Raw genomic sequence first — 25,338 nt, forward strand, 5'->3', positions numbered from 1 at the left:
TCGTCCGTATGCGCAGTGAACCCGCTGCCGCCTTAAGGGGTTTGACGCCGCCCGTCCCGCGATGGTTTGTTACGGGAGTTGTAGAATCGCTTACGCGTTCGTCGATGCGCGCAGCCTTCGGGCGGAGGCCGCATCGGCGACGGAACGCGCCACGGAAGCGGGGGCGGTGTGGTGGTGGGCCGGCACGGTGACGGTGGCCTCGCCTCGACGCGCTGGCGCGATGAACTCGCCCGGGTGGGCACACTCTCGGGGCGGGAGCGGCAGGTCTTCGACCTGATCGGGACGGGGCACTCCAATCGCGGCATCGCCGACCGGCTGCACGTCACGGAACGCACGGTGAAGGCACATGTCGCCAGCGTGATGGCGAAGTTGGGAGTGGAGTCCCGGCTCCAGGCCGGCCTGGTGGCCCAGGTCCACCAACTCATGTACGAAGGTACATGGCAGGACCAGCCACCCGTGTCCGATACTTGACCGGCGCGAATGATACCCGGGCTTTTCCCCTTTTTCAGTCCCCTTCAAACAAGTTGACCCCTGATGGTAGTGGCTCCTAGAGGACTCAACGGAAAAGCTCGTGGTTGGAGTTCATCGCTAAGAACGGGGAAATTTTGTGCACATCTCCATACTGGGCCCGCTACTCATCGGCGACGGTCAACGCACCGTGGGGTTACGGGCGAAGAAGAACCGCGTCATGCTCACCATGCTCGCCCTGAACGCCGGTCAGGTGGTCGCCTTCGACGAACTGATCGACGAACTGTGGGGTGAGGCGCCGTTGAAGAACGCGCGCAACGCCCTCCAGGCCAACGTCAAGCGCATGCGGAAGTCACTGGCCGAACTGGGTCTGGAGAGACCGGACCAGGAGATCATCAGAACCGTCGACAACGGTTACATGCTGACCGTCCAGGAGGAAGCGATCGACGCGTACCGCTTCCTGCGGACGGCGGAGAAGGGCGCGGGGCTGGTCGAACACCGGCCGTACGAAGCGATGGACACCCTCCGGTCGGCGCTGGCGATGTGGCGCGGACCGGCCCTGCTCGACACCAGCGACGGGCCGTGGTGCCGGGCCGTCGCCCTACGGCTGGACGAGCAGCGCAAGACCGCCCGCGAGGACCTGATCGCGGCGCAGCTCCAGGCGGGCGAGGCGGGCACGGTGGTCGCCGAACTCAAGCAGCTGCTCGCCCAGTACCCCGAACGGGAGCGTTTCAGCGAGCAGTTGATGATCGCGCTGTACCGCTGCGGCCGCCAGTCGGAGGCCGTGGACATCTTCCACCGCACCCGCAAGTGGCTGGACGACGAGCTGGGGCTCAAGCCGAGCCGGCGGCTCCACCACCTGTACCAGGCCATCCTGATGCAGGACCCTTCCCTCTGATCCCGGGGTGAGGGCAGCTCACCCCGCACCCGACGAACGGCGACGGGCAGGCATCCGGCCTGCCCGTCGCCGCGCGTCAGCCGAGGCGGCGCAGGGCGGCGTCGGTGATCGCACCGATCCGCCCGGCCGCCTCCCGGTTCAGCATCTCCTCGTGGTCGCAGGGCACCCGGTGCACCGTGAGCGGGCCGCCGAGGTGAGGCCGCCAGCGCTCGGCCGCCAGGCCGCTCCCGGCGCCGTCCGCGACGAACAGCAGCAGCTCCCCGTCGAACCGTCCGGGGGTGAACTCCCGGGCGATGTCGGTGTGGTGTCGCATCACGGTCATCAGCCGGGACAGCTCCGCCCCGTCCACCCCCGCCCCGGCGGCGTGGTGCTTCAGGAAGGCGGACCGGATCTCCTGATCGGTGGGGTTCGGGTCGCCCGGCCGCACAGGCTGGACGTCCAGCGCCGCCAGGAAGGCCACCGGCTCGCCCGCCACCCGGAGCTGCACGGCCATCTCGTGGGCGACCAGCCCGCCGAAGGACCAGCCCAGCAGGTGGTACGGGCCGTGCGGCTGCACCCGCCGGATCCGGGCCAGGTACTCGGCGGCCAACTCCCGCACCCCGACCGGCTTGCGCCACTGCCCGGCCGGCGCCGCGATGCCGTCGGACTGCAGCGCGTACACCGGCCGGTCCGGGTCCAGGTGCGCGGCCAGTTCGGCGTACGGCAGGCCGAAGCCGACGCCGCCGTGCACGCAGAACAGCGGCTCGGCGCCGCCGCCGGGCCGGATCGCCAGCAGCGGCTCCAGCAGCGCCGACGGGAGCGGCCCGCGCTCGGTGGGCCGGGCGGCGGCGGCCAGGGCCGCCACCGTCTTGTGGGTGAACACATCGGCCAGCGAGAGGGTGAGCCCGGCCTTCGCCGCCCGGCCGACGATCTGCACCGAGCGCAGGCTGTCACCGCCGAGCGCGAAGAAGTCCCCGTCGACGTCGACCCGTTCGAGCCCGAGGACCTCCGCGAAGACCACCGCGATCACCTCCTCGGCCGGGGTTCGCGGCGGACGCGCCCGGTCCGCGGCCCGGCCCGGCAGCATCGGGTCCGCCCCGGGCTCCGGCAGCGCCCGGACGTCCAGCTTGCCGTTGGCGGTCAGCGGCAGCGCGGGCAGCGTCACCAGGGCGGCCGGCACCATGTGGGCGGGCAGCGACTCGCCGAGGAAGGCGCGCAGCACCGGTACGTCGACGGCGGCCACCCCGGGCAGCGGCACCACGTACCCGACCAGCTGCTGGACGCCGGCCGGCGTGCTGCGCACCCGTACCGCGGCCTGGACCACCACCGGGTGCCGGGTCAGCGCGGCCTCGATCTCGCCGGGCTCGATCCGGAAGCCGCGCAGCTTGATCTGGTGGTCCGCCCGGCCGACGTGCTCCAGGGTGCCGTCGGCCCGCCAGCGGACCAGGTCCCCGGTGCGGTACATCCGGGTGCCGGGCTCGCCGTACGGGTCGGCGACGAAGCGCTCGGCGGTGGTCACCGGGCGGCCCGGGTAGCCCCGGGCGAGGCCGGCCCCGGCGAGGTACAGCTCGCCGGTGACGCCGACCGGCACCGGCGCCAGCGCCGCGTCCAGCACGTACGCCCGGTGGCCGCCCAGCGGACGGCCGATCGGCGGGCGGCCGGTGGGCAGCGGGCCGGTGCCCGGGCGCAGCCGTTCGCTCCAGGTGGCGCAGACCGAGGCCTCGGTCGGGCCGTAGGCGTTGCGCAGGTCGAGCCGCCCGGCGAGGCGGTCCACCAGGGCGGGCGGGCAGGCCTCGCCGCCGACGGCGAGCAGCAGACCGTCCGGCAGCGGCGCGTCCTCCGGCAGCCCGGCCGCGACGGGGGGCGGCAGGATGGCGTGGTCGACCCCGTGCTCGGCCAGCAGCGCGGCCAGCTGGTCCCCGGCGAGCCGGCTCTCCTCGGTGGCGAACACCAGGGTCCCGCCGGTGCACAGCGAGGCGCCCAGTTCCCAGACGCTGGCATCGAAGCTGAAGGAGGCGAACTGCAGCACCCGGCGGCCCGGGCCGAGCAACCCGTGCAGGCCGGCCACCAGGTTGACCGCCCCGGCGTGCGGCACCGCCACGCCCTTGGGCAGGCCGGTGGAGCCGGAGGTGTAGATGACGTACGCGGTGTCCTGCGGGGTGAGCGGCCGGGTGCGGTCGGCGTCGCCGGGGTCGGTGTCCGGGTGCCCGGCCAGTTCGGCGAGCGTCCCGGGGGCGTCCAGCAGCAGCGGGACGGCGGCCGTCGGGGGCAGGTCCACCCCGTCGACGGCCAGCACCTGGACGGGCGCCGCGTCGCCGAGCAGGTGGGCGATCCGCTCGGCCGGGTAGCGCGGGTCCACCGGCAGGTAGGCGGCGCCGGTCTTGAGCACCGCCAGCAGGGCGACCACCAGCTCCGGGGAGCGCGGCAGGGCGAGCGCCACCACGTCCCCGGGGCCGGCCCCGCGGGCCAGCAGCAGGTGGGCGAGCCGGTTGGCCCGGGCGTTCAGCTCGCGGTGGTCCAGGCGTACCGTGCCGGGCCCGGCCGGGACGGCGTCGGGGGCGATCAGCGCCGGGCGGTCCGGGTGCTCGGCGGCGGCCCGCTCCAGCAGCGCGGGCAGGGTGGCGGCGCCGTACGCCCCGGCGACCGGCGGCGGGGCCGGCGGGCCGCTCCACTCGGTCAGCAGGACGCGCCGCTCCTCGGCGGTGAGCAGCTCCAGGGCGCTGAGCGGGGCGTCCGGGGTGCGGGCGGCGGAGTCCAGCAGGGTGGCCAGCGAGCGGGCCAGCCGGGTGGCGGTGGCGGCGGTGAAGAGGTCCTCGCGGTACTCCAGCAGGATCTCCAGCCCGGCCGGGCCGCCGTCCGCGGCGGTGCGCTCGCGGACCTGGAAGGACAGGTCGAACTTGGCCGTGGTGGTGTCGACGGGCAGCACCTCGGCGGTCAGGCCCGGCATCGGCGGCAGCGCCGCCGGCCCGGGGCTGCCGGTCCCGAAGGCGGCGTTCTCGAAGGCCAGCACCACCTGGAAGAGCGGCTGGCGGCCGGTCGAGCGGGCCGGGTTGAGCCCCTCGACCAGCTGCTCGAAGGGCAGTTCGGCGTGGGCGTAGGCGGTCAGGTCGGTCTCCCGGACGCGCCCGAGCAGTTCGCGGAAGGCCGGGTCGCCGGAGGTGTCGGTGCGCAGCACCAGGGTGTTGACGAAGAAGCCGACCAGCTCCCGGACGGCCTCCTCGGTGCGCCCGGCCACCGGGCTGCCGAGCGGGATGTCGGTGCCGGCGCCGAGCCGGGTGAGCAGGGCGGCCAGCCCGGCCTGGACGGCCATGAACAGGCTGGCGCCACCGTCCCGGGCGAGTGCGGCGAGCCGGGCGTGCGCCTCGGCGGGCAGCGCGCAGCGGACCTCCGCGCCGCGCTGCCCGGCCCGGTCGGGCCGCGGGAAGTCGGCGGGCAGCTCCAGCTCCTCCGGGATTCCGGCCAACGCCTCGCGCCAGTGGGCGAGTTCGGCGGCGGCCAGGCTGTCCGGGTCGTCCTTGGCGCCGAGCAGGGCGCGCTGCCAGAGCGCGTGGTCGGCGTACTGCACCGGCAGCGGCCGCCAGTCGGGCGCCCGCCCCTCGGCCCTGCACCGGTAGGCGGTGGTGAGGTCGCGCACCAGCGGGCCGAGCGACCAGCCGTCGGCGGCGATGTGGTGCACGGTCAGCACCAGTGCGTGGTCGGTCGGGCTCAGAACGAACAGCCTTGCCCGCAAGGGCACTTGGGCGGACAGCGCGAAGGGGTGGGCGGCCTCGGCGGCCAGTGCGCCGGGCAGTTCGGCCGCCCGCAGCTCCACCGACTCCAGCCCGCCGCCCGCGCGTTCGGCCTCGGCGACGGTGAGCACCAGCTGCGAGGGCAGGCCGTCCGCCTCGGCGAAGACGGTGCGCAGGCTCTCGTGCCGCTCCAGGACGTCCCGGACGGCGGCGTCCAGCGCGGCCCGGTCCAGCGGGCCGGTCAGCCGGACGGCCAGCGGGATGTTGTAGGCGCCGGTCGGGCCGTCCATCCGGTCCAGGAACCAGAGCCGCTCCTGGGCGTGCGACAGCGGCACGGTCGCGGGCCGCTCGGCGGGGCCCAGCACCGGCCGGGCGCGCCCCCCGGCCGCTGTGGGCACCGGTCCCCCGCCGGCCGCTGCCTCGCCCGCTGCTCCCCCGACGGCCGCCGCTCCCCCGCCGGCCGCTCCCCCGCCGGCCGGGCCGCCGCCGGACAGCGCCCGCGCCAGCCCCTCGGCCGTCCGGGCGTCGAACAGCGCCCGCAGCGGGACGTCCCCGCCCAGCTCGGAGCGCAGCCGGTTGACCACCCGGGTCGCCGAGAGCGAGTGACCGCCCAGCGCGAAGAAGTCGTCGTCCGCGCCGACCCGCTCCAGCCCGAGGGCCTCGGCGAACACCGCGCAGAGCAGTTCCTCGCGCTCCCCCACCGGCGCCCGCCCGGTGCCCGCGCGCTCCTCCGCCGGGGCGGGCAGCGCCTTGCGGTCGACCTTGCCGTTGGGGGTCAGCGGCAGCTCGTCCAGCGGGACGTACACCGCCGGCCGCATCGGCACGGGCAGCGCCCGCGCCGCTTGCTCCCGCAGCCGGTCCAGGTCGAGGCCGGCCGGCACCACGTGGGCGACCAGCCGGACGTCCCCGGCCCGGTCGGCGCCGGCCGTGACGACGGCCTGCCGGACGCCGGGCTGCGCGGCCAGCACCGACTCGATCTCGCCCAGCTCGATCCGGTGGCCGCGGATCTTCACCTGGAAGTCGCTGCGCCCGGCGTACTCCAGCCCCCGGCCGCCGGTGTCCCAGCGGGCGATGTCGCCGGTGCGGTACATCCGGCTGCCGGGCGGGCCGTACGGGTCGGCGGTGAAGCGTTCGGCGGTCAGGCCGGGCCGGCCCAGGTAGCCCCGGGCGAGGCCGGCGCCGGCCAGGTAGAGGTCCCCGTAGGTGCCGTCCGGGACCGGCCGCAGCGCGCCGTCCAGCACATAGGCCCGGGTGTTGGCGATCGGGGCGCCGATCGGCGGCGGGCCGGACCGCCGCCCGTCCAGGACGGCGGCGGTGGACCAGACGGTGGTCTCGGTCGGGCCGTAGACGTTGGTCACCGAGGCGCAGTGCGCGGTCAGGGTGCGGGCCAGCGGCTCGGGCAGCGCCTCGCCGCCGACCAGGGCGCGCAGGCCGGCCAGCCGGGGGGCGTGGTCGGCAGCGAGCGACTGCCACAGGCTGGGGGTGGCCTGCAGCACCGTCGCGCCGAGCCCGGTGACGGCGTCGGCCAGCGCAGCCGGGTCGCGGACGGTCCCCCGGTCGGCGAGCAGCAGTTCGGCGCCGGTGACCAGCGGGACGAACAGCTCCAGGTTGGCGATGTCGAAGCCGAAGGTGGTGACGGCGAGCAGCCGGTCCGCCGGGGTGACGCCGAAGCGCTCGGCCATGTCCCGGACCAGGTTGACCAGCGCGGCGTGCGGCACCACCACGCCCTTGGGGCGCCCGGTGGAACCGGAGGTGTGGATGACGTACGCCGGGTGGTCGCCGGACGGCTCGCGCGACACGCCCGCACCGGCCGCCGGCGGCAGGCCGTCCGGGTCGTCCAGGACCCACGACTCGCCGGCGAGCGGCAGCAGTTCACGCACCCGGCGGTGGGTGAGGGTGACCACCGGGGCGGCGTCCTCGATCATCAGCCGCAGCCGCTCCACCGGGTGGTCCGGGTCCAGCGGCAGGTAGGCGGCCCCGGACTTGAGGACGGCCAGCGCGGCCACCACGAGGTCCGTCGAGCGGTCCAGGGCGATCGCCACCACCCGCTCCGGGCCGGCCCCGGCGGCGACCAGCCGCCCGGCCAACTCGTCGGCCCGTTCGTGCAGTTCGCGGTAGCTCAGGCGCTGCCCGGCGCACCGCAGGGCGGGGGCGTCCGGGGTGCGGGCGGCCTGGGCGGCCAGCAGCGGGGCGAGCCAGGGGCCCGGCGCCGGGGTCGTGGTGGCGTTGCGGGCGTCGAGGATCCGGGCCCGTTCGGCCTCGTCCAGGACGTCGAGCCGGCCGCAGGGCCGGTCGGGCGCGGCCACGGCGGCGGCCAGCAGCCGGGCGAAGCGCCGTCCGATCAGCTCCGCCTCGGCGGCGTCGACCAGGGTGGGCAGGTGGTTCACGGCGAGGCCGAAGGGCGTGCCGGGGAAGACGGTGAGGGTGACCGGGAAGTCGGTGGCCGAGCGGATGTCGACGCCGGTCACCCTGGAGTCGCCGGCGACCCCCAGACTGCCCATCGGGTAGTTCTGGAACATCAGCGCGGTGTCGAAGAGTTCACCGCGCACGGGGGTGAGCTGCTGCACCTCGGCCAGGGTGAGGTGCTCGTGCGGCAGCAGCCCGGTCTGGGCCTGCTGGACGGCGGTGAACAGCTCGGCCGGGGTGCGCTCCGGGTCGACGTCCACCCGGACCGGCAGGGTGTTGGCGAACAGCCCGACCATCCGCTCGACGTCCGCGAGCCCGGCCGGCCGGCCGGAGCTGACCGCGCCGAACAGCACGGTGGACTGGCCGGTCAGCCGGGACAGCAGCAGCGCCCAGCAGCCCTGCACCACCGCGTTGACGGTCAGGCCGCGTTCGCGGGCGAAGCCGGTCAGCCGCTCCGCCACCGCCGGGTCGAGGTCCAGCGGGACGGAGCGCGGCAGCGCGTCCGCGCCCTCGCCCCGGGTGCGGCCGGCCGGCACCAGCCGGGTCGGCTCGGTCACCCCGGCCAGTGCCGCAGCCCAGGCGGTCCGGGCGGCCTCGCGGTCCTGGGCGCCGAGCCAGGCGAGGTGGGACTGGTAGCGGGCGGGCGGCTCGACGGGCCCGGATCCGCCGGCCAGTTCGGCGAGTTCACCGAGCAGGGTGACCATCGACCAGCCGTCCAGCAGGATGTGGTGGACGGTCCACAGCAGCCGGCAGCGCCCGTCCCCGGCACGGGCCAGGGTGAGCCGGTGCAGCGGTGGGCGGGCCAGGTCGAAGCGGCGCAGCCGGTCCTCCTCGGCCAGCCGCTCGAACCCGGCGTCGGCCTGCGCCCCGGCGCCCGGCACCGCGACCTCCCGCCAGGGCAGCGCGACCGCGGTCGGCACCACCTGCACCACCTCGCCGTTGCGGCGCGGCCGGAAGCAGGCCCTGAGGTTGGGGTGCCGCTCCAGCAGCGCGCCCGCGGCGGTGCGCAGGGCGGCGGCCTCGGCTTCGGGCAGCTCCTCGAAGTCGAGCACCAGCTGAATGGTGTAGACGTCCGTCCCGGCGCGGTCGTACTCCGAGAGAAAGAGCAGTCCCTGTTGCAGCGGCGAGAGCGGAAGGACTTCACTGATGGCGGACTGCCGATTCAAACCGGGCTCCTCACGGAAGGCCCGCACAAGTGCGGTGCAGGTGCGGTGCACGTACGGAATAATAAACGTTTTCCGATGACGCTGACGGGCAACTGACCGGCAGCTGACGGACGGCTGACGCACACCCCCACCTGGGACGACGCGCATCGCGCGGGGTCCGTCAGCAATCCGTCAGCCCTTCGTCAGCTCCTCGTCAGCGACCGGCGGGAGGCTTGCCGTCGAGGGTAATTCGCCACCGAAGGCCAGGAGTTTCCCGTGCCGGTCATTTCCGCGTCGCACGAATTCGAGGTCAGTGACCTCTTCGTGAATCTTCAGCCGATCTTCGGGCACCGCCTCTTCCTGAAAGTGGAGGGATTCAACTTCGCCGGGTCCATCAAGCTGAAGGCGGCCCGGGAAATGGTCGCCCGGGCCGAGGAGTCCGGCGCGCTGGGGCCCGGTTCGACGCTGGTGGAGTCCTCCTCCGGGAACATGGGCGTGGCGCTGAGCGTGCTCGCCGCGGCGCGCGGCTACCGGTTCGTCTGCGTCACCGACTCCCGCTGCAACGAGGCCACCCGGCGGACCATGGAGTCCTACGGCACCGAGGTGCACGTGATCACCGAGCCGCACCCGGAGGAGGGCTTCCTCGGTGCGCGGATCCGGCACGTCCGGGCGCTGCTGGCCGAGGACGAGCGGCGGGTCTGGCTCAACCAGTACCTCAGTCCGGGCAACTGGATGGCCCACTACCGCACCACCGCGCCCGCCATCGCCCGCCAGTTCCCGGACCTCACCGTGCTGTTCGTCGGCGCCGGCACCACCGGCACCCTGATGGGCTGCGCCCGGTACTTCCGGGAGCGGCGCCCCTCGGTGCGGGTCGTCCCGGTGGACAGCGTCGGCTCGGTCACCTTCGGCACCCCGCCCGCCCCCCGGCACATCCCGGGCCTGGGCACCAGCGTCCGCCCGCCGCTGCTGGACGACTCGCTGGTGGATCCCGCGATCCACGTCGAGGAGCGCGACACCGTGCGCACCTGCCGGGAACTGATGCGCGGGGGCTTCCTGTTCGGCGGCTCCACCGGCACCGCGGTGAGCGGGGCGGTGCGCTGGCTGGACGAGCACCACGGCGACGGCATGGGCGGTGTCCGGAACCGGGTGACGGCCGTGACCATCGCGCCGGACCTCGGCGAGCGCTACCTGGACACCGTCTACCACGACGAATGGGTGGCCCGCTCGATCGGTCCGGAGGGCCTGCTGCCGGGCGTCGCCCGCGGTGGGCTCGGCCTCGACGCCGGGCTGCACGCCGTGACGGGCTGAGCCGGGCGGCCCGGGTCCGGGGGGTCACCACGGAACCGGGGTACCGAGAGTTGCCAGAGACTTCGAAGCGGGCTGGGGCAGGGATGACGGAGCACGAAGCAACGACGACGAACCGGGGCGCGGTCCTGCCGCTCACCGCGGCGCAGGCCGAGATCTGGTTCGACGAACAGTTCGCCGCCGGGCCGCTGGCCTACAACATGGCGGACTACATCGACCTGCGCGGGCCGCTCGACCCCGAGCTGCTCGGCCGGGCCCTGGGGCAGCTGGGCCACGAGGCCGAGGCGCTGCGGGTGCAGTTCGTCGAGGAGGACGGCGGGCCCGGCCAGATCATCCGCCCGCTCGCCCAGCTCCCGCTGAAGCGGCTGGACTTCACCGGCGACCCGGAGCCGTCGGCGGCGGCCGAACGGTGGATGCGGGCGGACCACGCCGACCCGATCAAGATCACCGACTTCCCGCTGTTCCGCGGCGCGCTGATCCGGCTCGGCCCCGAACACCACCTGCTCTACCTGTGCATGCACCACATCCTCGCGGACGGCTTCAGCCGCGGGCTGCTCTACCCGAAGCTCGCCGGGCTCTACGGCCGGCTGGGCGCCGGGGCCGGGACGCCGGAGCCGGAGGACGGCGCGATGCCGCCGTTCCACCAGCTGCTGGAGGCCGAACGCCGCTACCTCGACTCCAAGATGGTCGGCAAGGACCGCGACCACTGGACCGACCGGCTCACCTCCGAGCGGTACGGCCCGCGGCCCGAACTGGTCTCGCTCTCCGAGCAGGAGCCGGCCCCCGCCCGGGTCGCCCTGCGGGAGACCGTCCGGCTCTCCCCGGAGACCACCACCGCGCTGCACGCCCTGGCCCAGGACGGCAAGGTCACCCTGCCGGTGCTGATGGTCGCCGCGATGGCCGCCTACACCCAGCGGGTCACCGGCGTCACGGCGCCGCTGCTCACCCTGCCGGTCACCGGCCGGGTCGGCGCGGTCAGCCGGGCGATCCCCGGGATGCTCGCCAACTACCTGCCGCTGGCCGTCCGGATCCGGCCGGAGCTGACCCGTACCGAACTGCTGCGCGCGGCCTGGCGCGAGGTCGCCGGGGCCCTCCAGCACCAGCGCTACCGCGGTGACCGGATCCGTCGCGACATCGGTCTGCGGATCGACGACCAGCGCCCCTTCGGACCGTTCATCAACGTGCTCGCCCAGGACCCGGAACTGGCCTTCGGCCCGGACTGCCGGGGCCTGGTGGTCAACCTCTCCACCGGCATCGTCAAGGACCTCATCCTGACCGTCCTCAACGCCGACGACGGCACGGTGGAACTGCACCTCGACGGCAATCCCGCCCTCTACACCGCCGCCGAACTCGCCACCCACCTGGCCCGGTTCTCGGCCTTCCTGGGCATCCTCGCCACCATGCCCGGCGACCGCCCGCTCGGCCGGATCGGCCTGGGCGCGGACGGCGAGCCGCTCGGACTGCTCGGCGACTGGGACCGTACGGCCGCCCCCGACCAGGGCCTGGTGGAGCGGGTGCGCGCGGTCGCCGCCGAGCGGCCCGACGCGCCGGCCGTCCGGGACGGCCGTGAACAGGTCTCCTACCGCCGGCTGCTGGCGCGGGCCGCCGGATCGGCCGCCCGGCTGACCGCCGCGGGCACCGGCCGGGGATCGGTGGTCGCGCTGCTCGCCGAGCCCGGCGTGCCCTTCGTCACCGGGGTGCTGGCCGTCCAGGCGGTCGGCGCCGCCTACCTGCCGCTCGACCCGGCCGCCCCCGCCGCCCGCAACGCCGCCCTGCTGGCCGACAGCGGCGCCTCCCACCTGCTGCTCGGCGCCGGCTGCACCGCGCCGGACGGCACCTCGGCCACCGTCCTGCCGCTGGCCGAGCCCTCGGACGCCGACTGCACCACCGAACTCCCTTCGCTGGGCTGCGGATCCGACCTCGCGTACGTGATGTTCACCTCCGGCTCGACCGGCCGCCCCAAGGGCGCGATGGTGCAGCGCTCCGGGATGATGAACCACCTCTGGGCCAAGGTCCACGACCTGGAGCTGGTCGCCGGTGAGACGGTCGTCCAGAACGCCCCGCTGACCTTCGACGTCTCGGTCTGGCAGATGCTGGCGCCGCTGGTCGTCGGCGGCAGCGTCCGGGTCACCGGCGTGGAGACCGCGGCCGACCCGCACGCGCTGTTCGCGCTGGTCCAGGACGAGGGCGTCGCCGTCCTGGAGGTCGTCCCCTCGCTGCTGCGGGCCGCTCTGGACGCCTGGGACCTCGACGGCGACGCGCCCGGACTCCCCGAACTGCAATGGCTGGTGGTCACCGGCGAGGCGCTGCCCGCCGACCTCTGCCGCCGCTGGCACGACCGCTACCCCGACGTCCCGATGATGAACGCCTACGGCCCGACCGAGTGCTCCGACGACGTCACCCACGCCGTCATCGCGGTCGACGACGAACTCGACGCCCGGGTCCCGATCGGCGGCGCGGTCCGCAACACCCGGCTCTACGTGCTCAGCGACGAACTCCAGCCGGTACCCGTCGGCGTGCCCGGCGAGCTGTACGTCGGCGGCGCCGGCGTCGGCCGCGGCTACCTCCACGACCCGGCCCGCACCGCCGCCACCTTCCTCGCCGACCCCTTCGCCGGCGAGGGCTGCCGGATGTACCGCACCGGCGACCGTGTCGTCCAACGCCCCGACGGGCAGCTGGAGTTCATCGAGCGCCGGGACCACCAGGTCAAGATCCGCGGCCGCCGGGTGGAGACCGGCGAGATCGAGGCCGCGCTCCGCGGCCTGGACACCGTCACCGACGCCGCCGTCGCCGTCCTCCCCGACGCCTCCGGCAACCCCCGGCTGGTCGGCTACCTCACCGGCCCGGGCGTCCGGCCCAGCCAGGTGCGGGCCGAACTCGCCCAGCTGCTGCCCGCGTACATGATCCCGGCCTCCTGGCTGGTCCTGGACGCCCTGCCGCTCACCCCGAACGGCAAGCTCGACCGCAAGGCCCTACCCCAGCCCGACCCCACGCAGCAGGCCGAGCGCCGCGGACCGCGCACCGAACGCGAGCGGATCCTGTGCGAAGTCCTCGCCGAGGTCCTCGGCACCACCGCCGTCGGCATCGACGAGGACTTCTTCGCCCTCGGCGGGGACAGCATCCGCTCCATCCAGGTGGTCAGCCGCGCCCGCAAGGCCGGACTGCTGTTCACCACCCGGGACATGTTCACCCACAAGACCGTCGCCGCCCTGGCCCGGATCGCGGGCGGCGGCACCGCCGACCAGCCCGTCGCCGAGGACCGCGAGGACGGCACCGGCCCGTACGACCTCACCCCGATCAGCGCCCAGCTGAACCAGGACACCGGCAGCCTGGACGGCCCGGTGTCCTCGTACGGCCAGTACGTGGTGGTCAAGGTCCCCGTCGACCTGGACGTCGAGCGGCTGGACACCGCCCTGCACGCCCTGGTCGACCACCACGACGCGCTGCGCACCCGGGCCACCGAGCCCTCCCCCGGGCTCTGGCAGCTGGAGGTGCTGCCGGCCGGCGCCCTGGCCGGCGCCCGGCTGGCGACCACCGCGGAGCCCGACCAGTCCGACCAGTCCGAGCAGTCCGAGCAGTCCGAGCGGCCCGATGTGCTCGCCTTCGCCGAGCGGCAGGCCACCGCGGCCCTCGCCCGGCTCTCCCCCGCCGACGCGGTGATGCTCCAGGCCGTCCTGATCCCCGCCGCGCCCGGCGCCGACAGCGCCCACCTGGTGCTCGGCGCCCACCACCTGGTCGTCGACGGCGTCTCCTGGCGGATCCTGCTGCCCGACCTGGCCGCCGCCTGCACCGCGCTCGCCGAGGGCCGCGCCCCGGCCCCGGACCCGGTCGGCACCTCCTACCGGGCCTGGTCCCGGCTGCTCGCCGAGCAGGCCCGCACTCAGCACCGCGGCGCCGAACTCGCCCTCTGGCAGAGCATCCTGGACGGCCCGGACCCGCTGATCGGCAGCCACCGGCTCGACCCGGCCACCGACGTGTACGGCACCCGGCGCACCCTGCGCCTGGAACTCGGCCCCGAGGTCACCGGCCCGCTGCTCACCGACGTCCCGGCGGCCTTCCACGCCGAGGTCAACGACGTGCTGCTGACCGGCCTCGCGATCGCCGTCGCCGACTGGCGCCGCCGCCACGGCCACCCCGACCGCACCGGCACCCTGATCGAGCTGGAGGGCCACGGCCGCGAGCAGCTCAGCGACCACCTGGACCTCTCCCGCACGGTCGGCTGGTTCACCGCCGCCTTCCCCGTCCGGCTCGATCCCGGCACGCCCGACTGGGACGAACTGTGGTCCGGCGGGCCCGCGTTGGCCACCGCCCTGAAGCGGATCAAGGAACAGCTGCGCGCCCTGCCCGACCGGGGCGTCGGCTACGGCCTGCTGCGCCACCTCAACCCGCACTCCGCCCGGCTGCTGGCCGGCCGGACCGGGCCGCAGCTCGGCTTCAACTACATGGGCCGCTTCGACGCCCGGCGCAGCGCCCACTGGGAGCCGGCCGGCGGGGACGGCGTGGTCGGCACCGGCGCCCACCCGGACCTGCCGCTGCCGCACCTGCTGGACGTCACCCCGGCCACCGAGGACCGGCCGGACGGCCCGCACCTGGTCGCCAACTGGTCCTGGGCCGGCCGCACCGTCGCCGAGGAGACCGCCCGGGACATCGCCCAGACCTGGTTCCGCGCCCTGGAACTGCTCGCCCGCCACCCCGGCCCCGGCGGCCACACCCCCTCCGACCTGCCGCTGGTCCGGCTCGACCAGTCCGAGATCGACGAGTACGAGGCCGGACTCGCTGCCGCCGGCAACGCCTTGGCCGACATCCTGCCGCTCACCCCGCTCCAGCAGGGCATGCTCTTCCACGCCGACCACGACGCCACGACCGAGCAGGACGTCGACGTCTACACCCTGCAGATCGTCGCCGACATCGAGGGCGACCTCGACCCGGCCGCGCTGCGCGCCGCCGGCCAGGCCCTGCTCGACCGCCACCCCAACCTGCGCGCCGCCTTCCACGCCCGGGCCGGTGGCGAACCCGTCCAGGTCGTCCCCCGGCACGCCCGGCTCCCCTGGCTGGCCACCGACCTGACCGAACTCCCGGAGCCCGCCCGGGCCGCCGAGCTGGACCGGCTCACCGAGGCCGAACGCACCCGCCGCTTCGACCTCACCGACCCGCCGCTGCTGCGCTTCGCCCTGCTCACCCACGGCGAGAACCGGCACCGCTTCGTCTGGACCAGCCACCACATCCTGGTCGACGGCTGGTCGATGCCGCTGCTGGTCCGCGAACTGTTCGCGCTCAGCGCTCCCACCGCGCCTGCCGAGCCCGCCGCGCCCGGCCCGGACGGCGCGCCCGTCGCTCCGGTCCCCGCCGCGCTGCCCGACCCGGCCCCCTACCGCGACTACCTCGCCTGGCTCACCGCCCAGGACCGCGAGGCCGCCCGTACCGCCTGGCGCGGGGCACTGGCCGAGCTCGACGGCCCGACCCTGGTGGTCCCCGCCGACCCGTCCCGGGTCCCCGCGCTGCCGCGGTCCGTCCGCACCGAGCTGCCGCCCGAGCACACCGCCGCGCTGGCCGACTGGGCCCGCGGCCGGGGCCTCACCCTGAACACCGTGGTCCAGGGCTGCTGGGCGCTGCTGCTCGGCCGGCTCACCGGCCGCCAGGACGTGCTGTTCGGCGCCGTCACCTCCGGCCGCCCGGCCGAGGTGCCCGAGGTCGAGTCGATGATCGGCATGTTCCTCACCACCGTGCCGGTCCGGGCCCGGCTGGCCCCCGGCACCACCCTCGCCGAACTGCTGCACGCCCTCCAGGAGCAGCAGAGCGCGCTGCTCCCGCACGAGCACCTCGGACTCGCCGCGATCCACCAGGCCGCCGGGCTCACCGGCGAGGCCTTCGACACCGTGGTGCTGTTCGAGAACTTCCCGCTGGACGAACGCCACCTGGCCACCGGCGACGCAGGCCCCCGGGTGGTCCGCGCCGAGGCCCTGGACGCCCGGCACCACCCGCTCAGTCTGGTGGTGCACCCCGGCGAGGCGCTCAGCCTGCGGCTGGACCACCACCCGGAGCTGTTCGACCGGGCCGGGGTCGAGCGGATCGCGACCGTGCTGCTGCACCTGCTGCGCACCGTCGCCGAACGACCGGACCTGCCGCTGGCCCGGATCGACGTCACCGCCCCGACCGACCTCACCGGCACCGCCACCCCCGGCGAGCTGGGCGGACTGCTCGGCGACTGGGACCCTTCGCTCCCCGAGGAGAGCCTCGGCGTGGTCGAGCGGGTCCGCGCGGTGGCCGAGCGCACCCCGGAGGCCGTCGCCGTCACGGACGACCACGGCCCACTGAGCTACCGGGAGCTGGTCACGGCGGCCGGCGGCCTCTCCGCGGCCCTGGCCGGGGCCGGGGCCGGCACCGGCTCGGTGGTCGCGATGCTCGCCGAACCCGGCGCGCCCTTCGTCACCGGGGTGCTCGGCGTCCTCGGCGCCGGCGCCGCCTACCTGCCGCTCGACCCGGCCGCGCCCACCGCCCGCAACGCCGCCCTGCTGGCCGACAGCGGCGCCTCCCACCTGCTGCTCGGCGCCGGCTGCACCGCGCCGGACGGCACCTCGGCCACCGTCCTCGACCTGGCGGGGGCGCTCACCCCGACGGCACTCCCCGGGACGGCCCTCACCACGACGGCACTTCCCGCGACGGCCCTCCCCGAGCCGGTCGGCACCGGGGCGGACCTCGCGTACGTGATGTTCACCTCCGGCTCCACCGGCCGCCCCAAGGGCGCGATGGTCCAGCGCTCCGGGATGATGAACCACCTCTGGGCCAAGGTCGGGGACCTGGACCTGGCCGCCGGTGAGACGGTCGTCCAGAACGCCCCGCTGACCTTCGACGTCTCGGTCTGGCAGATGCTGGCGCCGCTGGTCGTCGGCGGCAGCGTCCGGGTCTCCGGGACGGGTACGGCCGCCGACCCCAACGCGCTGTTCGCGCTGGTCCAGGACGAGGGCGTCGCCGTCCTGGAGGTCGTCCCCTCGCTGCTGCGGGCCGCCCTGGACGCCTGGGACCTCGACGGCGACGCGCCCCGGCTGCCCTCGCTCCGCTGGCTGATGGTCACCGGCGAGGCGCTGCCCGCCGACCTCTGCCGCCGCTGGCACGACCGGCACCCGGACGTCCCGCTGATGAACGCCTACGGCCCGACCGAGTGCTCCGACGACGTCACCCACGCCGTGCTGCGCAAGGGCGACCAGCCGGGTGCCCGGGTGCCGATCGGCGGCGCGGTCCGCAACACCCGGCTCTATGTGCTCAGCGACGAACTCCAACCGGTCCCCGTCGGCGTGCCCGGCGAACTGTACGTCGGCGGGGCGGGCGTCGGCCGCGGCTACCTCCACGACCCGGCCCGCACCGCCGCCACCTTCCTCGCCGACCCCTTCGCCGGCGAGGGCTGCCGGATGTACCGCACCGGCGACCTGGTCGTCCAACGCCCCGACGGGCAGCTGGAGTTCATCGAGCGCCGGGACCACCAGGTCAAGATCCGCGGCCGCCGGGTGGAGACCGGCGAGATCGAGGCCGTCCTGCGCACCCTCGACCCGGTCACCGACGCCGCCGTCACCGTCCTCCCCGACGCCTCCGGCAACCCCCGGCTGGTCGGCTACCTCACCGGCCCGGGCGTCGACCCCGAGCGGATCCGCGACCGGCTGGCCGAACTGCTGCCCGGCTACATGATCCCGGCCTCCTGGCTGGTCCTGGACGCCCTGCCGCTCACCCCGAACGGCAAGCTCGACCGCAAGGCCCTGCCCCTGCCCGACGCGACCGCCGACCAGACCGCCGGCCGGGCCCCGCGCACCGAACCGGAGCGGATCCTCTGCGCCATCCTCGCCGAGGTGCTGGGAACGGCCGCCGTCGGCATCGACGAGGACTTCTTCACCCTCGGTGGGGACAGCATCCGCTCCATCCAGGTGGTCAGCCGCGCCCGCAAGGCCGGCCTCACCCTCACCACCCGGGACGTCTTCACCCACAAGACCGCCGCCGCCCTCGCCCGGATCGCCGAGGAGGCCGGAGCGGAGGCCGCCGAATCCGCCCAGGCGGAGCCCGCGGGCAGTCTGATCGAGCTGTCGGACGACGAACTGGCCGATCTGGAAATCGAGTTGAACGAGGAGCTGTCGTGACGACCGGCCCGAGAAAGAGCCCATCCGGCGTCCCCGCCCCTGCCGCCCCCGCCACCAGGGGGAAGATCAGCGAGGTCCTGCCCCTCTCCCCGCTCCAGCAGGGCCTGCTGTTCCTCTCCTCCTACGACCGGACCGCGCCCGACCTGTACACCCTCCAGCTGGTCGCCGAACTGGACGGCCCGGGCGCTGCCGACGGCGAGCGGCTCGCCGCCCGGCTGCGCACCGCCGGCACCGCCCTGCTGCACCGCCACCCCAACCTGCGGGCCTGCTTCCGCCACCGCAAGAACGGCGAACCGGTGCAGGTCGTGCTCAAGGACACCGAGCCGCAGTGGGAGCTGCGGGACCTCACCCACCTGCCCGAGGCCGAGCGGGAGGCCGAGGCCCGGCGGCTGACCGAGGAGGACCGGCTGCGCCGGTTCGACCTGGCCCGGCCGCCGCTGATGCGGTTCACCCTGATCCGGCTCGGCGAGGGGCGCCACCGCTTCCTGTGGTCGGTGCACCACATCGTCCTGGACGGTTGGTCCTTCCCGCTCGCCGTAAGGGAGTTGGGCCTGCTGGGCGATCCGGCCGGCGCCGCCTCGCTGCCCGCGCCCGCGCCGTACCGGTCCTTCCTGACCTGGCTGAACGGCCGCGACCACACCGCCGCCCGGGCCGCCTGGGCGGAGCTGCTGGGCGACCTGGACGGGCCGGTGCGGGTCCTGCCGCCGAGCAGCCCGTCGAACGAACTCCCCGCCACCGCACGACGGTTGCTCAGCGAGCGGCACACCGCCGCACTGGCCGGCTGGGCCCGCGGCCAGGGCCTCACCCTGAACACCGTGGTCCAGGGCTGCTGGGCGCTGCTGCTCGGCGGGCTCACCGGCCGGCAGGACGTGGTGTTCGGCTCGGTCACCTCCGGCCGCCCGGCCGAGGTGCCGGAGGTCGAGTCGATGATCGGGCTGTTCGCCAACACCCTGCCGGTGCGCGCCGAACTGCGCCCGGACCGCCGGGCGAGCGAACTGTTCGCGGCGCTGGCCGCGCAGCAGCTGGCGATGATGCCGCACGAGCACCTGCCGCTGGCCGAGGTGCAGGCCGCCTCCGGGGTGCGCGGCGAGCTGTTCGACACCGTGCTCGCCTTCCAGAGTTTCCCGATGGACGAGGCGGCGCTGTACCGGGAGTCCGGCGGCACCGTCAGCGCGGCCCGCATCCTCTCCGCCACCCACTACCCGCTGAGCCTCACGGTCTTCCCCGGCGACCGGCTTGACCTCCAACTCGGCCACCGGGTCTCGGTGTTCGGCACGGACGAGGCCGAACGGCTGCTCGACCGGCTGGTGGACGTCCTGGCGCGGGTCGCCGAGGACCCGCACACCCTGCTCGCCCGCCTCGGCGCACCCGAGGGCGCCGCCACCCCGGCCGGCCCGCGGCACGCCCCCGCCGAGCACACCCCGCCGGCCCGCCGCACCACCGTCCCCGCCCTGTTCGCCGAGCAGGCCGCCCGCACCCCGGATGCCGTCGCGGTCACCGCGCCGGACGCCGAGCTCAGCTACCGCGAACTGGACGAGCGCGCCAACCGGCTGGCCCACCTGCTGATCGCGCACGGCGCCGGCCCCGAGTCCTTCGTCGCCGTCGCCCTGCCGCGCGGCGCCGACCTGGTCGTCGCCGTCCTCGCCGTCCTCAAGGCGGGCGCCGCCTACCTGCCGCTGGAGCCCGCCCACCCGGCCGAACGGACCGGCCACGCCCTGGCCGACGCCCGCCCCGCCCTGCTGCTCACCGCCACCGGCCTGCTGCCCGACACCCCCGGCCTCCCCAGGATCGACCTCGACGCCCCGCAGACCACCGCGGCCCTCGCCGTCGCCCCGGCCGGCGCCCCCGCCACCGCCGTCGGCCCCGACCACCCGGCGTACGTGATCTTCACCTCCGGCTCCACCGGCCGCCCCAAGGGCGTGGTGGTCCCGCACCGCAACGTGGTCCGGCTGCTCGACGCCACCGAGCGGCGCTTCGGCTTCGGCCCGCGGGACGTCTGGACGCTGTTCCACTCGATCGCCTTCGACTTCACGGTCTGGGAGCTGTGGGGCGCCCTGCTGTACGGCGGCCGGCTGGTCGTGGTCCCGTACGACGTCTCGCGCTCCCCCGAGGCCTTCCTGGAACTGCTCGCCGCCCAGCGGGTGACCGTCCTCAACCAGACCCCGTCCGCCTTCTACCAGCTGATCCGCGCCGACGCCGAACGCCCGCGCGAACTCGCCCTGCGCACCGTGGTGTTCGGCGGCGAGGCGCTGGACCACGGCAAGCTGGCCGACTGGTACGCCCGGCACCCCCAGGACGCGCCGCGGCTGGTCAACATGTACGGCATCACCGAGACCACCGTGCACGTCACCGCGCACGAGCTGACCGCGGAGCCGGCCGAGGGCGGCAGCGCGATCGGCCGCGCCCTCCCCGACCTGCGGACGTACCTGCTGGACGGCGCCCTGCGGCCGGTCCCGGCCGGGGTGCCCGGCGAGCTGTACGTGGCCGGCCCGGGCCTGGCCCGCGGCTACCTCGGCCGCCCCGCGCTGACCGCCGAACGCTTCGTCGCCTGCCCGTTCGAAGGCGGCGGCGCCCGGATGTACCGCACCGGCGACCTCGGCCGGTGGCGGCCGGACGGCACCCTGGAGTACCTGGGCCGGATCGACGAGCAGGTCCAACTGCGCGGCTTCCGGATCGAGCCCGGCGAGATCGCGAGCGTCCTCGGCCGGCACCCGCTGGTCGCCGAGGCCACCGTGCTGGCCCGCGAGGACCGCCCGGGGGACCAACGGCTGGTCGCCTACGTCGTCCCGGCCGCCGCCGACCGCGCCGGACTCCCCGTCGACCAGACCGAACTCCCCGCCGAACTGAGGGCGTTCGCCGCCGAACGGCTGCCCGAGCACATGGTGCCCGCCGCCGTGGTCACCCTCCCCGCGCTGCCGCTGACCGGCAACGGCAAGCTCGACCGGCGCGCCCTGCCCGCACCCGTCTACGCCACCTCCGCCCGCGCCCCGCACGGCCCCGGGGAACAACTGCTCTGCGCGGTCTTCGCCGAGGTGCTCGGGCTGCCCGAGGTCGGCGCCGACGACGAGTTCTTCGCCCTCGGCGGCCACTCGCTGCTCGCCGCCCGGATCGTCAACCGCGTCCGGGCCGAACTCGGCGCCGAACTCCAGGTCCGGGACCTCTTCGAGGCCCCCACCCCCGCCCGGCTCGCCCAGCGGCTGCCCGGCGCCGCCGGCCCGCGCCGCACCCCGCTCACCGCGGGCCCCCGCCCGGCCGTCCTCCCGCTCTCCCCCGCCCAGCAGCGGCTCTGGTTCGTCGAACAACTGGGCGCCCCCGGCGGGCTGTACCACATCCCGCTGGCCGTCCGGCTCTCCGGCCGCCTCGACACCCTCGCCCTGGCCGCCGCCCTCCAGGACGTGGTGACCCGGCACGAGGCGCTGCGCACCGTCTTCCCCCGACGGGGCACCGAACCCACCGCCGAGCAGCGGGTGCTCACCCCCGCCGAGGCCACCCTGCCGCTCCCGGTCAGCCGCAGCACCGAGGCCGGACTGCCCGCCGCGCTCGCCGCCGAGGCCGCCCGGGGCTTCCGGCTGGACCGCGAACTGCCGCTGCGCGCCCGGCTCTTCGCCCTCGGACCGGAGCAGCACGTGCTCTCCCTGGTGCTGCACCACATCGCCGCCGACGGCTGGTCGCTCGCCCCGCTCACCCGGGACCTCACCGCCTGCTACCTGGCCCGCCGCGACGGCCGGCCCGCCGAACTCCCGCCCCTGCCCGTCCAGTACGCCGACCACACCCTCTGGCAGCAGGCGCTGCTCGGCACCGAGGACGACCCGGACAGCCGGACCTCCCGCCAACTCCACTACTGGACCGATCGGTTGCGCGACCTCCCGGCGGAGCTGGCACTGCCCTTCGACCACCCGCGCGGCCCCCGGACCGACCACCGCGGCGCGGCCCACCGCAGCACCGTCCCCCCGGAGCTGGCCGAACGGCTGCGCCGCACCGCCGCCGACTGGTCGGTCAGCCCCTTCATGCTGCTGCGCACCGCCCTCGCCGCCCTGCTCACCCGGCTCGGCGCGGGCACCGACATCCCGCTCGGCAGCCCGATCGCCGGCCGCACCGACGAGCAGCTCGACGACCTGGTCGGCATGTTCGTCAACACCCTGGTGCTGCGCACCGACACCTCCGGCGACCCGGCCTTCCGCGAACTCGCCGAGCGGGTCCGCGAGTCCGACCTGGCCGCGCACCAGCACCAGGAGCTGCCGTTCGAGAAGCTGGTCGAGGTGCTCAACCCGGAGCGCTCGACGGCCCGGCACCCGCTGTTCCAGGTGATGATCGGCCACCACCGCCCTGGTCCGGCCCCCGCCCCGGATCCGGAACTCACCGTCAGCGCGGAACCCGTCCCGACCGGCACCGCCAAGTGGGACCTCTTCCTCCAGGTCACCGAGGAGCCGGACGACCCGGCCTTCGGACTCACCCTGGAGTACCGCACCGACCTCTTCGAGGCCGCCACCGCCCGGCGGATCACCGAGTGCTACCTGCGGCTGCTCGCCGCCGCCCTCGCCGCCCCCGCCACCCCGCTCTCCCGGCTGCCGCTGATCGCCCCCGAGGAGCGGGCCGAACTGCTCGCCCTCGGCACCGGCCGGCTCGGCGAAACCGGGCCGCCCGACACCGTCACCGCCCTGGTCGACCGCCGGATCGCCGCCACCCCGCAGGCCGTCGCGCTGGTCCACGCCGGACCGGACGGGCTCCGGCGCACCAGCTACGCCGAACTGGACGCCCAGGCCAACCGCCTCGCCCGGCTGCTCGCCGCCCACGGCGCCCGCCGCGGCGAGCTGGTCGCCCTGCGCCTGGAGCGCGGCCCCGCCGTGGTGCGCACCCTGCTGGCCATCGCCCGCACCGGCGCGGCCTACCTGCCGATCGACCCCTCGTACCCCGCCGAGCGGGTCCACCACATGCTCGCCGACAGCGGCGCCCGGCTGCTGCTCACCCAGCGCTCCCTGACCGGCCTCGAACTGCCCCCGCAGGTACGCCCGCTGGTCCTGGACGACCCAGCGACGGAGGCCGACCTGGCCGCCCGGCCGGCCACCGCCCCCGAGGTCACCGTCCACCCCGACGACCTGCTGTACGTCATCCACACCTCGGGCTCCACCGGCCGGCCCAAGGGCGTCGCGGTCACCCACCGCGCCGCCGTCCGCCTGGTGCGGGGCCTGCCGGAGCTCGCCCCCACCGCCGAGGACACCTTCCTGTACTTCGCGCCGGTGGCCTTCGACGCCTCCACCTTCGAGATCTGGGGCCCGCTCGCCCACGGCGCCCGGCTGGCCGTCCAGCCGCCCGGCCCCGCCGACCCCGAGGCCCTGGCGGACTTCCTGGCCCGGGCCGGGGTGACGGTCGCCTTCCTCACCACCCAGCTGGTCAACACCCTGGCCGACACCCGCCCGCGCGCCCTGGCCCCGCTGCGCACCCTGCTCACCGGCGGCGAGGCGCACTCCCGGGACCACCTGGACCGGCTGCGCGCCGCGCTGCCCGGCACCACCGTCCTCCACGTCTACGGCCCCACCGAGGCCACCACCTTCGCCACCGACCAGGACCTCGCCCACGCCGACGGCACCGTCCCGATCGGCCTGCCGATCGGCGACACCGGCGCGTACGTCCTGGACGAGGCGCTCCAACCGGTGCCGCGCGGCGTGGTCGGCGAGCTGTACCTGTCCGGCCCGGGCCTGGCCCGCGGCTATCTCAACCGGCCCGGGGCCACCGCCGAGCGCTTCACCGCCGACCCGTACGGCCCGCCCGGCACCCGGATGTACCGCACCGGGGACCTGGTCCGCTGGGACCGGCACGGCCGGATCGAGTACGTCGGCCGGGCCGACCAGCAGGTCAAGATCCGCGGCCACCGGGTCGAACTCGGCGAGGTGGAACGCCTGCTGGCCGCCCACCCGGCCGTCGCCCGGGCCGCCGTGCTGGCCCCCGCCGACGCCGCCGGCCAGCGCCGGCTGGTCGCCTACCTGGTGCCCGCCGAGGGCCGCCCGGTGCCCGAACCGGCCGAGCTGCGGCGCCACCTGGCCCGCTCGCTGCCCGGCCACCTCGTCCCGGAGGCCTACGCCGCGCTGCCCGAGCTGCCGCTGAACGCCAACGGCAAGCTGGACGTCCGCGCCCTGCCCGCGCCGGCCGCCGCCCCCGCCTCGACCCGCCCGCCCCGGACGGCCTCCGAACGCCTGCTCTGCGCGGCCGTCCAGGAGGTGCTGGAGCTGCCGGCCGCCGGACCGGACGACTCCTTCTTCGCCCTCGGCGGGGACAGCCTCAAGGCCATCCGGCTGGTCAACGCGGCCACCCGGGCCGGGCTGCCGCTCACCCTCGGCGCGGTCTTCGAGCACCGCACCCTGGAGGCCCTGGCCGCCACCGCCGAACCCGCCGGCGCCGAACCCGCCGCCGGCTCCGCGACCGGCCTGGACCCGCTCGCCCCCGTGCTGCCGATCCGGCCCACCGGCAGCCTCCCCCCGCTGTTCTGCGTGCACGGCGGCCTCGGCTTCGCCCTGCCCTTCGCCGCCCTCGCCGAGCACCTCGACCCCGACCGCCCGGTGTACGGCCTCCAGGCCCGCGGGCTGTCCGACGACGGCCCGCTGCCCACCGACCTCGGCGGGGTCGCCGAGGAGTACCTGGCCCGGGTCCGGGCGATCCAGCCGCACGGCCCCTACCACCTGCTCGGCTGGTCCTACGGAGGCATGGTCGCCCACGAGATGGCCGTCCGGCTGCGCGCCGCCGGCGAACCGGTGGCCCTGCTGGCCAACCTGGACGCCTACCCCGACGACGCCGACGGCGTCCGGCCGAGCGACGCCGAGTTCCTCGCCGACTTCCTGGCCGAGGCCGGCGTCGACCCCGTCATCCCTGGTGCCCCCGTCGTCCCCGTCGACCCGGGTGACCCCGGTGCCCCCGCCCCGCTCACCCCCCGGAGCGTGGCCGCCCACCTCGCCCGCACCCCCGGCCCGCTGGCCGGCCTCGGGCCCGGCCTGCTGGAACGCCTGCTGGCCGTCATGCGCAACAACCTCGAACTCTTCCAGCGGTTCACCCCGAACCGCCTCGACGACTGCCCGATGACCCTCTTCGTGGCCGCCGGCGGCCCCCGCCGTCCCACCCCGGAGGAGCGCGCCCTCAAGCTCAAGAGCTGGGCGCCGTACATCGGTTCGGCCGTCCACGCGCACGACGTGGACGCCGGCCACCAGCAGTTGTTGCGACCCGGACCGGCCGCCGCGATCGGGGCCGTCCTCGAAGCGGCCCTCGCCGCCCCCGACCACCAGTGACCCCACGAACCA

The 25,338-nt window shown here is 75.5% G+C and carries 5 protein-coding genes and 1 pseudogene; 5 read left to right on the forward strand and 1 reads right to left on the reverse strand.

What is annotated here, in order from left to right:
- Nucleotides 1–234 precede the first annotated feature (234 nt).
- Nucleotides 235–471, forward strand: a complete 237-nt coding sequence (locus ACZ3YL_RS34795) for a helix-turn-helix domain-containing protein (protein ID WP_317621536.1) — start codon at nucleotides 235–237, stop codon at nucleotides 469–471.
- Between the two features lie 136 nt (nucleotides 472–607).
- The gene (locus ACZ3YL_RS34800; RefSeq protein WP_317621535.1) at nucleotides 608–1,366 is read left to right on the forward strand and encodes an AfsR/SARP family transcriptional regulator; all 759 of its coding nucleotides are present in this window, start codon (nucleotides 608–610) and stop codon (nucleotides 1,364–1,366) included.
- A 76-nt stretch (nucleotides 1,367–1,442) separates the two neighbouring features.
- On the opposite strand, the pseudogene ACZ3YL_RS34805 reads toward ACZ3YL_RS34800, so the two are convergent.
- Nucleotides 1,443–8,645, reverse strand: a pseudogene (locus tag ACZ3YL_RS34805) (amino acid adenylation domain-containing protein); the annotation flags it as partial.
- 255 nt (nucleotides 8,646–8,900) lie between these two features.
- Here ACZ3YL_RS34805 and sbnA point away from each other — a divergent pair.
- The 3 genes from sbnA (at nucleotide 8,901) to ACZ3YL_RS34820 (ending at nucleotide 25,326) form a co-directional block, all read left to right on the forward strand.
- Complete coding sequence (sbnA, locus tag ACZ3YL_RS34810; protein ID WP_188309054.1) at nucleotides 8,901–9,932, forward strand: 2,3-diaminopropionate biosynthesis protein SbnA; 1,032 nt, start codon at nucleotides 8,901–8,903, stop codon at nucleotides 9,930–9,932.
- Nucleotides 9,933–10,015: 83 nt separating this feature from the next.
- Nucleotides 10,016–18,052 (forward strand): amino acid adenylation domain-containing protein, encoded by an 8,037-nt coding sequence (locus tag ACZ3YL_RS34815; protein WP_465661348.1) that lies wholly within the window; start codon nucleotides 10,016–10,018, stop codon nucleotides 18,050–18,052.
- Entirely contained in the window at nucleotides 18,049–25,326 is a 7,278-nt protein-coding gene (locus tag ACZ3YL_RS34820; protein ID WP_465661350.1) for an amino acid adenylation domain-containing protein, read from the forward strand. The genes ACZ3YL_RS34815 and ACZ3YL_RS34820 overlap by 4 nt, the downstream gene beginning before the upstream one ends.
- Nucleotides 25,327–25,338: the final 12 nt, after the last annotated feature.

The organism is Kitasatospora sp. NPDC023176 (genome assembly GCF_055560495.1).

Coding starts and splice junctions, on each gene's coding strand:
- ACZ3YL_RS34815 (WP_465661348.1), top strand. CDS start 10,016: ATGACGGAGCACGAAGCAACGACGACGAACCGGGGCGCGGTCCTGCCG.